At 30.7% G+C, this 14,611-nt stretch carries 11 protein-coding genes; all 11 read left to right on the top strand.

All coding sequences use genetic code 11. The annotated features are described in order from the left end of the window. Positions 1-69 precede the first annotated feature (69 nt). Positions 70-1,341, top strand: coding sequence for a M16 family metallopeptidase (locus tag B5X81_RS13540; RefSeq protein ID WP_079492392.1), 1,272 nt, complete (start codon positions 70-72; stop codon positions 1,339-1,341). A 59-nt stretch (positions 1,342-1,400) separates the two neighbouring features. Then, positions 1,401-1,670, top strand: a complete 270-nt coding sequence (locus B5X81_RS13535; RefSeq protein WP_079492391.1) for a YlmC/YmxH family sporulation protein — start codon at positions 1,401-1,403, stop codon at positions 1,668-1,670. Between the two features lie 143 nt (positions 1,671-1,813). Then, the gene (dapG, locus tag B5X81_RS13530) at positions 1,814-3,052 is read left to right on the top strand and encodes an aspartate kinase (protein ID WP_079492389.1); all 1,239 of its coding nucleotides are present in this window, start codon (positions 1,814-1,816) and stop codon (positions 3,050-3,052) included. Positions 3,053-3,418: 366 nt separating this feature from the next. Then, entirely contained in the window at positions 3,419-4,219 is an 801-nt protein-coding gene (locus tag B5X81_RS13525; RefSeq protein ID WP_079492388.1) for a ClpP family protease, read from the top strand. 159 nt (positions 4,220-4,378) lie between these two features. Next, complete coding sequence (locus B5X81_RS28475; RefSeq protein ID WP_079492502.1) at positions 4,379-6,643, top strand: DNA translocase FtsK; 2,265 nt, start codon at positions 4,379-4,381, stop codon at positions 6,641-6,643. A gap of 96 nt (positions 6,644-6,739) precedes the next feature. Further along, the gene (mnmH, locus tag B5X81_RS13515; protein WP_079492386.1) at positions 6,740-7,786 is read left to right on the top strand and encodes a tRNA 2-selenouridine(34) synthase MnmH; all 1,047 of its coding nucleotides are present in this window, start codon (positions 6,740-6,742) and stop codon (positions 7,784-7,786) included. A 122-nt stretch (positions 7,787-7,908) separates the two neighbouring features. Further along, positions 7,909-9,255 (top strand): 30S ribosomal protein S12 methylthiotransferase RimO, encoded by a 1,347-nt coding sequence (rimO, locus tag B5X81_RS13510; protein ID WP_244282099.1) that lies wholly within the window; start codon positions 7,909-7,911, stop codon positions 9,253-9,255. Further along, positions 9,239-9,772: a CDP-diacylglycerol--glycerol-3-phosphate 3-phosphatidyltransferase gene (gene pgsA / locus B5X81_RS13505; RefSeq protein ID WP_079492383.1), complete on the top strand. Its 534-nt coding sequence runs from the start codon at positions 9,239-9,241 to the stop codon at positions 9,770-9,772. Before rimO ends, pgsA begins: the two co-directional genes overlap by 17 nt. 37 nt (positions 9,773-9,809) lie before the next feature. Beyond that, positions 9,810-11,051, top strand: a complete 1,242-nt coding sequence (locus B5X81_RS13500; protein ID WP_079492382.1) for a competence/damage-inducible protein A — start codon at positions 9,810-9,812, stop codon at positions 11,049-11,051. A 357-nt stretch (positions 11,052-11,408) separates the two neighbouring features. Beyond that, positions 11,409-12,467, top strand: a complete 1,059-nt coding sequence (gene recA / locus B5X81_RS13495) for a recombinase RecA (protein ID WP_079492380.1) — start codon at positions 11,409-11,411, stop codon at positions 12,465-12,467. A 432-nt stretch (positions 12,468-12,899) separates the two neighbouring features. Continuing rightward, complete coding sequence (gene rny / locus B5X81_RS13490; protein WP_079492501.1) at positions 12,900-14,441, top strand: ribonuclease Y; 1,542 nt, start codon at positions 12,900-12,902, stop codon at positions 14,439-14,441. Positions 14,442-14,611: the final 170 nt, after the last annotated feature.

The following is a 14,611-nucleotide window of genomic DNA, read 5'->3' as shown; positions in this document are numbered from 1 at the left end:
TTGAATATTGTTTTAAAACAATATTCAACACAATTTTATATTAATATAATTAAAATAAGGGAGATTTTAATGTATAAAAAATTTATTCTTAACAATGGTATAAAGGTAATTGCACAAAAGATTCCCCATGTCAGATCAGTATCTATTGGGGTATGGGTAAATACTGGCTCTATTTTTGAGACCGAGGAAAATAATGGTATATCTCATTTTATTGAGCATATGCTATTTAAAGGTACTTATAAAAGAACTGCTAAGGACATTGCTTCCAGTATGGACGGCATAGGAGGACAATTAAATGCTTTTACAAGTAAAGAATGTACATGCTATTATTCTAAGGTAGTTGATTCCCATTTAAATATTGCTATTGAAATTTTAAGTGATATGCTATTTAATTCAAAGTTTGATGAAAATGATATAGTAAAGGAAAAAAGTGTTATTTTAGAGGAAATCAATATGTATGAGGATTCACCGGAAGATTTAGCTTATGATTCCTTATCAAAACTAATATTCAATAAACATTCCCTAGGACTTCCTATTTTAGGGACCTATGACTCCATTAAGTCTTTAAATAGAAATGATTTAAAGAAATTTATGGAAAACAATTATAATAGTGACAATATTATAATTGCTGTTGCTGGAAGCTTTGAAGAGGAAAAATTAATAGAAGAATTAAATGAAAAGTTTGGACAAGCATCTTTAAAGAAGGAAATTAAAAATCAAATAGAAAAGCCTGTGTTCCACAGCAGTTATATTTATAGAAATAAGGACATAGAGCAAATTCACCTTTGTATGGGTTTTGAAGGCTTTTCAAATGGAGAAGATAGTTTATATCCATTGTTTATTTTTAACAATATTTTTGGGGGCAGTATGAGCTCAAGATTATTTCAGACTGTAAGAGAAGAGCATGGATTGGCTTATTCTATTTATACTCATCCAAGCTTTTATAAAAAATTTGGATTGTTTACTGTTTATGTAAGCTTAAATCCATCTCAGTTATCAAATATTTTGCCTCTAATTACCAAAGAAACTAAAGAGCTTATCCATAATTATATTTCTGAAGAAGAATTAAAGCGTTCTAAAGAGCAATTAAAGGGTAACTATATTTTAGGCTTGGAAAGCACAAGCAGTATAATGACAATGCTTGGAAAATCAGAGATTTACGGCAAAAAAATTAGGAATAGTGAAGAAGTCATTGAAAAAATAAATAATATTACCATGGATGATATAAAGAATATAATAAATAAAATTTTTAAAAAGGATAAGGTTAGTTTATCAATTGTTGGAAATATAGATAAAGATACTACTAAGAATAGTTTTGAATATATTAAAAACAGTTTATAGTCATATTTCTTCCCTTCCAATTATAAAATAGTACAAACAGTAAAAGGAGGAAGAATATTATGAAATTCAGTGAACTTGGAGGTAAGGAAATAGTAAACTTAAGTGATGGTGCAAGATTAGGAATGGTTGCTGAATCTGATTTGCTTATAGATGAAAAAACCGGAAAAATAAAAGCTTTATTAGTTCCCGATATAAAAAGCAGATTTTCAATTTTTTCTGAAAAGGATTTTATGGAAATTCCCTGGGATTGTGTAAAAAAAATAGGGAATGATATGATTATTATTGAACTTGATAGTAATCAATATGGTAATAATAGTCTTTATATATAAATAAATCAGTATATAGGAACTAACGTAAGGAGCCAAAATATTATTAAAGTAACATCCCTATATGAGAAATCATAATATGTAATATAATTATAGTGCTAAAAGCCTGAAGGTTTAATACTAGGTATGGTACAAGGGGGATAAAGATGGAAATAGTTGTTCAAAAATTTGGCGGTACTTCTGTTGCTTCAAAGGAATTAAGAGATAAGGTGGCTAATAAGGCAATTCAAATAAAGGCCTCTGGTAAATATCCAGTTGTAATTGTATCTGCTATTGGTAGAAAAGGAGATCCATATTCAACTGATACTTTAATAAGCTTATCTCAAACTATATACCCAGAATTTTCAAGTCGAGAACTAGATATGCTAATGAGTTGCGGTGAAACCATATCAGCAGTTCTTATGGCAAATACAATAAAATCAAAGGGTTATGATGCAGTTGCTTTAACAGGATTTCAAGCAGGTATAATTACTAATTCTAATTTTGGAGCTGCTGAAGTTGAAAATGTTAATACAAAAAATATTATTAATTATTTAAAGAAAGATAAAATAGTTGTGATTACAGGTTTTCAGGGGATTTCTAAGGATGGGGATATAACAACTCTAGGTAGAGGTGGTAGTGATACATCGGCAGCAATTTTAGGGGAAGCTTTAAAGGCTAATGTAGTAGAAATATACACCGATGTTGATGGTGTAATGACTGCTGATCCCAGACTTATTTCTGAGGCAAATGTTATTGAATCTTTATGCTATGAAGAGGTTTATCAAATGGCCAGATGTGGAGCAAAGGTGATACATCCTAAGGCAGTAGAAATTGCAGAGAGATCAAATATGACCCTAAAGGTAAAAAATATATTTAATGATACCAATGGGACAATTATAAATAATAGGCCTTCCTATTCTAATATAAGGAAAAATGTAAATCATCATAAAAAGCTTATTACTGCTATAGCCCATATGAATGGGATAGTTCAAGTTGTAATCAATATAAATTCTGAAGATGAAAAAAACGATTATCTTTTGAAGGAATTGACAGATAATAAAGTTAGTATTGATATGATAAATTTTTTTGATGATAGGAAAATATTCACTATAAATGAAGAAGATTTAAAGGTTATTAATAAGGTTTTGGATAAATATAATTTTGACTATAGTCTTAGAAGTAATTGTAGTAAAGTAACAATTATAGGATACAAAATACATGGTGTTCCAGGGGTTATGGCGAGATTAGCTAGAACTTTGAATAAAGGAAACATAAAAATTTTACAATCTTCGGATTCCAATACAACTATATCCTGTTTAATAAACAGCGATAATTTACTTAAGGCATTAAAAACACTCCATAAAGAATTTGATTTAAATAGGGAAAATAAATTTGAAAATTAGAAAAAACACAGATATTTCAGTAAATTAGTTAATTTATACATATTAAAAATCCCCAGAAATACTGGATATTTTCATATGCATAAATTAAGTTTTACTATGGGAAATCTATATAGAGGTAAGTTTAATTTGCAGTCGTGGCCACTGAGAATCCTTTTGGCTCATGCAATAAACCTGTTTTAGATAAAATAATCAAAAGGATAAACAGGTTTATAAAAATCGCTCAAAAGGAAACCTCAGATGCCACTTCTTTTCTTAAGTTTTATTGGCGTATATCTATATATTTAAAACTACTATATTTTTTTCAGTATAGTAGTTTTTTTTATGGCTAAAATAATAATATTAATAATAAATTTAGGAGTGTTGATTATGGAATATTATAAAGATATTGATTCAAAATTAGAAGATATGGAGATTGAAAATTCCAAGAAAACTAAAATAAAAGTAAATAAAAATTCAAAGCTTGATAATATTAAAGAAATGGGAACACAAAATATTCCCAGCTCCAGCAATAACATCCAAAGCCTAACAATTATAGGCCATGTGGAAGGTCACAGTGTATCGCCTCCACAAAAAAAATCAACAAAATATGAGCATATAATTCCACAGCTAATAGCAGTAGAGCAAAATGATAGTGTTGAAGGCCTATTTGTAATATTGAATACTGTAGGTGGAGATGTTGAAGCAGGCCTTGCCATAGCGGAAATGATAAATAGTTTATCAAAACCAACGGTTTCATTGGTTCTAGGAGGAAGCCATAGTATTGGAGTTCCTTTAGCAACTTCATGTGACTATTCCTTTATAGTACCTACGGCCACAATGACTATCCATCCTATAAGGATGAATGGATTAGTAATTGGTGTTCCACAAACCTTTAAGTACTTTCAAAAGATGCAGGAAAGAATAGTTGATTTTATTACAAGAACATCTAAAATATCCAGAGAAAAGGTTCTTGAGCTTATGAATGAAACCGATGAGATTGCAAATGATATAGGAACAATTCTAATTGGGAAAAAGGCTGTTGAACTTGGCATTATTGATGAAATTGGTGGACTCAATACGGCATTAAATAAATTAAATGAGATGGTAAGGAAAAATAAAGAAGGTAAAGATATAGTAAATATAAATAAGGACAGTGATGGTAGTAACAGTGGTGATAATAATAAATAGGTCTATGAGTTTGTTTCACTATATGTTATAATATTTCTATAAAGTGTTAATCAAATTGACACTTTATTTTTTTTGGTGTTTGAGGAAATTTAAGAGGTGATTGTTTTGGCAAAGAAAAAGGGAAGAAGTAAAAGAAAATATGATAAAAAAAATGAAAAGATGAATGAAATAAAGGCATTAATTCAGATTTCATTTGGTATCATATGCATATTCAGCTTACATACTAATTCAGTAGGAAGATTAGGACTATTTATTAAAAATCTATTTATGGGCTTATTATCGACGCCTGCTTATGTATTACCATATTTAATAATAATAACCAGTTTTTTTTCTTTAAATAATATATTTAAAGAGAAAAAATCAAGATTTATGTTTAGCTTTATAAGCCTTTATATATGCTTTATTATTATTTATTCATTAATACATAGACAACATATACCCGAGGACATACTAAGCTACATTTCACTTAAACAATCCTATTATTTAGGAACTGAAGGTGGTATTGCCGGTGGAATTATAGGGAACATTTTGACATCAATTTTATTGTTTTTTGTTGGGGTTAAGGGAAGTTATATTATTGTAACTACAATGGCTGTACTATCACTTATATTAACTACTAATCTATCTATAATGGATATATTAGGCTTTATAGGTAAAGTTTTCAATATGATATTTAATTTCTTAAAATCTTCTATAGTAAATTTATTTTCATCTAAAACAATAGTTATTGATAATCAAGAAAAAGTATCTAAAAACAGAGAGAAATCTAAAAGTAAGTTAAAAAAATCAGATGGTACTAATAAAGATAAAAAGGATATTGTTGATGAAAAAATAAAAATATTGGACTATACTAGTAATACAAAGGCAGTGGCTTTACCTGATGATAATAAAAATAATTTAAATGATGGAAAATCAAAAAGTAAAGAAGACAATAAAGGAGAAAGTGAAGATGAAAGTCTTTCAAATATAAATGTTAAGGACAAAAATAATATAAAAGATTATAAATTACCTGATATAAATTTACTTAAACCCAATGAAAAAAGCAGTACAGTAAAGGATAAAAAGGATATTCTGAACAAGGCTAAAACCCTAGAAAGCACATTGCAGAATTTTGGTGTAGAGGCCAAGGTTGTACAAATTAGTAAGGGACCTACAATAACCCGTTATGAATTACATCCAGAGCCAGGGGTTAAGGTTAGTAAGATTGTCAATTTGTCCGATGATATTGCTTTAAATCTTGCTGCTCAAAATATAAGAATTGAAGCTCCTATACCAGGTAAATCCGCTGTCGGTATAGAGGTACCAAATGAAAGTTCTACGCTTGTTACATTAAGAGAAGTGATTGAAAGTAGTGCATTTAATGATAGTAATTCAAAATTAACCTTTGTTTTAGGTAAGGATATTTCGGGACAGCCTATTGTAGATGATCTAGGGAAAATGCCCCATATGCTTATAGCAGGAGCCACTGGATCCGGAAAAAGTGTATGTGTAAATAGTTTAATAACAAGTATTTTATATAAAGCTTCTCCTGAAGATGTAAAGTTTTTGCTTATTGACCCTAAAGTGGTTGAGCTTAGCTGCTATAATGGAATTCCCCATTTACTGCTTCCTGTTGTAACAGATCCTAAAAAGGCAGCAACTGCACTGAATTGGGTTGTACAAGAAATGACCAATAGGTACAAGCTCTTTGCTCAAAATGGTGTTAGGGATTTAGATGGATATAATGAAAAGTTTGAAGACTCAAAGGATGAAAAGCTACCAAAGCTTGTGGTTATAATAGATGAGCTTGCAGATCTTATGATGGTTGCACCTAATCAGGTAGAGGATGCAATATGCAGGCTTGCTCAAATGGCCAGAGCTGCTGGAATTCATTTGATAGTTGCAACGCAAAGACCATCTGTAGATGTTATAACTGGTGTGATTAAAGCCAATATACCTTCCCGTATAGCTTTTTCAGTTTCTTCTGGAGCTGATTCAAGAACTATTTTAGATATGGGAGGAGCTGAAAAACTGTTGGGAAAAGGGGACATGTTATTTTACCCAGTTGGATCTTCAAAACCAAGAAGGATGCAGGGAACCTTTGTTTCAGATTCAGAAGTAAATAAAGTAGTAGAATTTATTAAAAGTCAGGTAGAAGATGTGAAATATGAAGATGATATAATTGAGAAAATTAGTAATGAGGAAAATTCCGATGATGAAGAGGTGGATGAGCTATTATCGGCTGCTATAGAACTTGTTGTTGAAGCCCAGCAAGCCTCAATTTCTATGCTTCAAAGAAAACTTAGAATAGGATATAATAGAGCAGCAAGAATAATAGACGAAATGGAGAGTAGAGGAATAGTTAGTGAAAATCTTGGGAGTAAACCAAGAAATGTACTTATTTCAAAGGAAGAATTTGAAGAGATAAAAAGTCAGACGAGTTAAAGCGCCTATGGCGCTTTTAGCTATTGGTATTAAGACTTTAGCTTTAGGGGAATAATTAAGTTATAGTAATTCAATAGAATAGTGGTGATATAAAAAATGACACAAAGCATTATTAGTGTAGAAAAAGCTCTTAATTTACCAAATACAATTTTTATAGATGTACGCTCAGAAAGCGAGTTTTTAGAGGCATCTATACCTGGATCAATAAATATTCCCATTCTTAAGAATGAAGAACGTTCCGTAGTTGGTAAAGTATATAGAAATGAAAGTGTTGAAAAGGCAAAAAGCTTAGGCTTACGTTATGCGTCCTATAAGCTTGAGGAAATATATAAAAGAATAATGGAGCTTGAAAGAAATTATGATAATATAGTTATATATTGCTGGCGTGGCGGTATGAGGAGTAAGTCTGTTTGTAATATATTAAATACATTAAGTTTAAGGAATGTCTATAGGATTAGTGGCGGATATAAAGCCTATAGAAAATTCGTTTTTGATTTTCTTGATAATGAGATAGGGAAATTTAAATTTATTGTTCTACATGGCTTAACTGGTGTTGGGAAAACCATTATAATAAATAAACTTCAAGAAATGCAGATTCCTGTAATGGATTTAGAAAAATATGCGAAAAATTCAGGTTCAGTATTTGGTGATTTACTATTTGAGGGAAGTTCTCCTTCCCAGAAAGAATTTGAATCCTTAGTTTTCAATAGTTTATACTACAATAGTAGTAATCTTATCATTGTTGAAAGTGAAAGCAAAAGAATAGGAAGCATGAATGTGCCTGAACCAGTAATGAAGGCAATGGAGGATGGATACCATATACTTGTAGAGACAAGTATAGAAAACAGGATAGAAAATATTTATAATGATTATATTAAAAATGATTCTGCAATAAATGATAAGCTTATTAGATGTATTAAGCATCTTAAAAAAAGTCTGGGAACTAAAACTGTAGAAATGTTAACTGAAAAAATTAACAGTGGAGATTATCGATATGTTATTGAATTTCTTATAAATAACTATTATGACCCACTTTATAAATATTCAATTAAAAAATTAGAAACATTAGATTTAACTATAAAATATGATAAAATAGATGATGCAGTGGACTCTGTAAAAAATTTTATAAAAAAGCATTTTTAATTTAACCTGTTGTGCTAGTAAACCATATTTTGTTGTGAAATATTAAAACTTCTGATATAAGAACTAGCACAAGGAGTTAATTTAATTTTGGTTACTTATATATGAGAGGAGTAATTAAAGTAGTGAAAGAGAAAGTATATTTGGAGACACTAGGCTGTTCCAAAAATCAGGTTGACTCTGAAATAATGTTAGGAATTTTAAATAAACATGGATTTTCTTTAGCCAGTGATGTAGATAAGGCAGATGTTATTATAATTAACACCTGCGGCTTTATAGAAAGTGCTAAGAGAGAATCAATTGATACAATTTTGGGGCTGGCCCAGATGAAGGAATTTGGAAAATGTAAGATTTTAATTGTTACAGGTTGTCTTGCACAAAGATATTCAAAGGAATTATCGGAAGAAATCCCTGAAGTGGATGTATTTTTAGGTACCACCAATTTCAATGAAATTGCACAGATAATAAATAAAACAATAAATAATAAGGAAAGGGTAGTTTATACAGTCAGTGCTGACAAGGCTTTAGAATACGATCTTCCAAGAATTTTAACATCACCATCATATAGTGCCTATTTAAAGATTGCAGAGGGCTGCGATAATTGTTGTACCTATTGTATAATACCTAAGCTGAGGGGAAGGTATAGAAGTCGTCCAATCGAAAAAATAGTAAAGGAAGCAAAAAACTTATCAGAAATGGGTGTGAAGGAATTAATAATAATTGCACAGGATATAACCAGATATGGTATTGATTTATATGGCAATTATCAATTGGTCAGGCTCTTAGAAGAACTTAGCTCTATTGAAAAAATAAAATGGATAAGACTCCAGTATTCATATCCGGATATCATAAGTGATGAGCTAATTGATTTAATTAGCTCCAATAATAAAATATGTAAATATATAGATATTCCAATACAGCATTGTAATGATGAAATACTGAAGAAAATGAACCGCAGAACAACTAAAGCCCATATACTTAAGGTTATAAAAAAGCTTAGAAATAAAGTACCGAATATAAGTTTAAGAACATCTTTAATAGCAGGATTTCCTGGGGAAACAGATGAGCAATTTAAAGAGCTGTATGATTTTGTAAAGGATGTGAAATTTGATAGATTGGGAGTATTTACTTACTCAATGGAAGAGAATACTCCGGCTGCGCAGCTACCTAATCAGATTTCTGAGGAAGTTAAAGAAAGTAGAAGAGATAAAATAATGCTTATTCAAAGGGATATATCCTTAAAGAAAAACATGGATAAAATAGGCAAATTATATGATATACTAATAGAAGAAAAAGTTGAGAATGAAAATGTATATATTGGCAGAACAGAGTTCGATGCTCCTGAAGTTGACGGTGTAGTTTATTTAAATTCCGATACGGAAATAAGTATTGGTGAGTTTGTAAGAGCAAAAATTACTGATGCTCTTGAATATGATTTAATAGGAGAGGTTGTGAATGAATTTAGCAAATAAAATTACCATTGCTAGAATTTTGTTAGTTCCTATTTTTATGTTTTTTCTTTTGACCAATATACCCTATGGCGTTACAATAGCAACTTTGATTTTTATAATCGCTGCACTGACAGATAGTTTAGATGGATATATTGCAAGGAGTAGGAATCAAATTACCAAGCTTGGTAAATTTATGGATCCCTTGGCTGATAAACTTTTAGTTACGGCTGCTTTAGTTTCATTGGTTCAAATGGACAGGCTTCCGGCATGGGTTGTAGTTATTATTATATCAAGGGAAATTATTGTGAGTGTTTTTAGAGCCGTAGCAGCATCAGAGGGAATAGTTATAGCAGCTAGTCCCTGGGGAAAAGCCAAAACTGTTTCACAAATAGTTGCAATTTTAATATTACTTTTTAATAATGTTTCATTCAATTTACTTAATATCCCCTTTGATATTTTAGCTGTTTGGGCTGCTGTAATACTTACGGTCATATCTGGTTTTGACTATATTAATAAAAATAAGAAAGTGCTTATGTAAACCTTAAGCATTTTCTTAGCAAAGGGGAGAAAGATATTTGAACTGTACAATATTAACTGTGGGTACTGAGTTGTTAATGGGGCAAATAGTGAATACAAATGCAGCATTTTTATCAAAGGAGCTTAATGGACTGGGTATTAATGTTCTTTATCATCTTACTGTTGGAGATAATAATGATAGACTTGAGAAAATGTTTAAAAATGTTCTTGAAATTTCTGACTTGATTATTACAACTGGTGGCTTAGGACCTACTCAAGATGATTTGACTAAGGAAACTATATCTAAATCTTTAGGAAGAGAATTGGTAATGCATAAGCCTACATATGAGAAAATATTGAGCTTTTTTGAGAGAATAAATAAAGAAATGTCAATTAATAATGAAAAGCAAGCTTTTGTTCCAGAGGGTAGTATTATATTGGATAACAATAATGGAACAGCGCCTGGCTTTATAATTGAAGAAAACGAAAAGATTATAATATCTTTACCGGGGCCACCAAATGAAATGAAAGGAATATTCTTAAATTCTGTTATGCCATATTTACTTAGTAAGTCAGAACTTAAGATAAAATCTAAAGTTTTAAAATTTGTTGGTGTAGGTGAATCAAAGCTTGAAACTTTATTGGAGGATCTTATAACTGGGCAATCCAATCCCACCCTTGCAACATATGCTAAGAGTGGAGAGGTGAGTCTTCGTATATCTGCAAAGGCCCAAACAGATGAAGAAATTGAAGCATTAATTAATCCAATTTGTGAGGAAATTGAAAAGAGATTAAGGGAATATATATATAGTTATGATAATGAATCCTTGGAAAAGGTAGTTGCCGATATGCTTATAGGTAATAATTACTCTATCTCTTTGGCAGAATCCTGTACCGGTGGATTGTTGGCATCTAAGCTTACTTCGATTCCAGGTATTTCTAATGCTTTAGACAGATCTATTGTTACATATAGCAATAGGGCAAAGCATGAAGAGCTAGGTGTTGATAAGGAAATACTTAAAAAATTTGGAGCAGTAAGTGAAGAAACTGCCGCTGCCATGGCTGAAGGTTTGAGGGCCATAACAAATAGTGATATTTGTCTATCAATTACTGGTATTGCAGGTCCATCTGGAGGCACTCCAGAAAAGCCTGTTGGATTAGTATATATTGCTATAGCCACTAATAAAAATACTATCATAAAGAAGCTTAATTTAAATGGTGATAGAAATAAAATAAGAAATTATACTGCTGTTCAAGCTCTTAATTTAATTCGGAAAACTATAATTAGAAATTTGGTATAAGAATATAAAATTTGTGAGAAAGAATTCTTTATAATTTTTCACAAATTTTATTTATTGAGGAAATTGCATAATTACTTTATTTAAAAATTATTTACTACATATGTTTTGGATTTTTTAGAGTTATATCATATATATTATATAAGTAAGTTAGGTTAGATTGATGCAATTTCTTCAATTAAATTAAAGAGACAAAATCTATAGTTGACCTAAGGATGAGAAATAGGTATAATTAGATTGTGGAACATTTGTTCGCAAAAAAGGAGGTGAAAACCAGAAATAATAATAAACAACTTTATTATAATGAGTTTTGAAGATTAAAACATTATATTGTGAGTTGATTATTTTATCTGGGAAAATATGAGTGATAAAAGTAAAGCTTTAGATACTGTTCTAGGTCAGATTGAAAGACAATTTGGTAAGGGCTCCATAATGAAGCTTGGAGACGATAGGACTAGACTAAATATAGAAAGCATTTCAACAGGATCAATAGAGCTAGATATTGCCCTTGGAATAGGCGGAGTTCCAAGGGGAAGAGTTATTGAAATCTTTGGTCCCGAATCATCAGGAAAAACTACAGTTGCTCTTCACATCATTGCAGAGGCTCAGAAAAATGGAGGTACAGCGGCTTTTGTAGATGCTGAACATGCCTTGGACCCAATATATTGTAAAAATTTAGGGGTCGATATAGATAATCTTATTGTTTCACAACCGGATACTGGTGAGCAGGCCCTAGAAATTGTTGAGGCTTTAGTAAGAAGTGGTGCTATAGATGTAATAGTAATTGATTCTGTTGCAGCCCTTGTACCTAAAGCGGAGATAGCTGGAGAAATGGGGGACAGTCATGTGGGATTACAGGCAAGACTTATGTCCCAGGCTCTTAGAAAATTAACTGGTGTCATTAATAAATCAAAAACTTCAACAATATTTATTAACCAGTTGAGAGAAAAAGTGGGAGTAATGTTTGGTAATCCGGAAACCACAACAGGTGGTAGAGCATTGAAGTTCTATTCATCGGTACGTCTTGATGTTAGAAAAGTAGATATTATAAAACAAAATAATGAATTTATGGGAAATAGAACTAAAGTAAAAGTTGTTAAAAACAAATTGGCCCCACCATTTAAGAAAGCTGAATTTGACATCATGTATGGTAAAGGAATATCTAGAGAAGGTGGAATTTTAGATAGTGCCGTAAATGCTGAATTAATCAAAAAGGCAGGCTCTTGGTACAGCTATAATGATATGAAACTAGGACAGGGACGTGAAAATGTTAAACAGTTTTTAATAGAAAACCCAAAATTACTTGAAGAATTGGATTATAAGGTTAGAAAGCATTATAATTTACCTGTTGAAGAGAAAAAGGAAAAAAGCACTGATCAAGAAGAGACTTCAAATAATAAAGAAAAGTCTTCAAAGTAAATTGATTTTTTGAATGAATTAAAGCCCGGCTTTGACCGGGGTTTTTTTCATGCTTATATCTTACATATAATAGTAAAATAGTGTTAAATTTTTATCTTTTATTTTGTTTCACTGTTTTACTATATCAACTATTAATTCATCTTGACAGTAAATTGAAAAAGATATAAAATTAAAAAGAGCCGGAATGTAGCACCATTTCCTAGATTCATTCCCTTTATAAACTTGTAATGTCTCAAATCTGAGAGTGTTGGTTTATATTTTTGATTTATTAAAGATAATTTCTTTTATAAACGCTAAATTATTTTGTTTAAGAAAAATAATGAACTTATATATAATTTACTTAAACAAGGAAGAATTTATGAAAAAATCAAAAGAAATTAAAAAATGTATAATTTTAAAAATGAATTTACTAATTTATAGGAGGTGAAGTATATTAATTATTTACCAATAGTTTTAACAATTGCAATATCAGCCCCTATTAGTTTTGGGATTGGATATATATTGAGGAAAATGACTGCTGAGAAAATAATAGGTAGTGCAGAGCAAAAAGCCGAACTAATTATTTTTGAAGCAAATAAGGAAGCAGATACCAAGGGTAAGGAAATTCTTCTTGAAGCTAAAGAGGAAGTCCATAAATTAAGGAATGAATTTGAAAAAGAGAATAGAGATAGAAGAAATGAACTTCAGCGTTTGGAAAGAAGATTACTTCAAAAGGAAGAAAATCTTGATAGAAAATCAGAAAATCTTGAAAAGAAAGATGATTATTTAAATAAATCACTTAAAGAGTTATCAAACAAAGAAGCAATGATTGATAAACTTTATAAAAAACAACTTGAAGAACTTGAAAGAATATCTGGTCTTACAACTGAAGAAGCAAAGCAAATATTACTTAGTGATATAGAAAAAGAAGTTAAGCATGAATCTGTAGTTATGATTAAGGACATTGTAAATAAAGCAAAGGAAGAAGCTAACAAAACAGCTACAGAGATAATAGCTTATGCTGTTCAAAAATGTGCAGCTGATTATGTTGCTGAGTCTACAGTTTCTGTTGTAAGTTTACCAAACGATGAGATGAAGGGAAGAATTATTGGAAGAGAAGGTAGAAATATAAGAGCTCTTGAAACCTTAACAGGGGTAGATTTGATAATTGATGATACTCCTGAAGCTGTTATTTTATCGTCATTTGATCCAATAAGAAGAGAAATAGCAAGGGTGGCTCTTGAAAAACTTATTATAGATGGAAGAATTCATCCAGCTAGAATAGAGGAAATGGTTGAAAAAGCTAGGAAAGAAATAAATGATCATATTAAAGAAGAAGGCGAAAAAGCAACTTTCGATTTAGGAATCCACAATCTTCATCCTGAATTAGTTAAGCTACTTGGGCGATTAAAATATAGAACCAGTTATGGACAAAATGTTCTACAACATTCTATAGAAGTATCATATTTGGCAGGATTAATGGCAGCTGAACTGGAAGTAGATGTGAAAATTGCAAAGCGTGCAGGATTATTACATGATATTGGTAAAGCTGTTGACCATGAAGTAGAAGGTACCCATGTAGAAATAGGTATTAATTTGCTTAGGAGATATAGAGAATCTAAAGAGGTAATCCATGCTATGTCTACTCATCATGGAGACTATGAACCTCAAACAATTGAGGCTGTATTGGTTACAGCTGCAGATGCAATATCAGCAGCTAGACCAGGAGCAAGAAGAGAAACTTTAGAAACTTATATCAAACGTCTTGAAAAGCTTGAAGGTATTGCGAATTCTTATGAAGGTATAGACAAAGCATTTGCTATTCAGGCTGGTAGAGAAATCCGAATAATGGTCAAGCCTGAAGATGTATGTGATGATAATATGGTATTATTGGCAAGGGATATTAGCAAAAGGATTGAAAATGAGCTTGAATATCCTGGCCAAATAAAAGTGAATATTATTAGGGAAACTAGAGCTATAGATTATGCAAAATAGGAGCTATCATCAGATAGCTTCTTTTAATACAAAAGATGTTAAAATTTATGAAAGTTTTTAATTTATCACAATATTTAGCAGGAATTTCTTATTAAATGTAGAATACATAGTAATAAGTGGAAAACTATTTAAATTTTAACTCATTGGGAATTTATATGTCTGTGGGTTAA

It is taken from the genome of Maledivibacter halophilus (assembly GCF_900167445.1).
Taxonomy (GTDB): domain Bacteria; phylum Bacillota; class Clostridia; order Peptostreptococcales; family Caminicellaceae; genus Maledivibacter; species Maledivibacter halophilus.
Note: the sequence above shows the minus strand (reverse complement) of the source record. Positions and strands in the feature narration are given on the sequence as shown.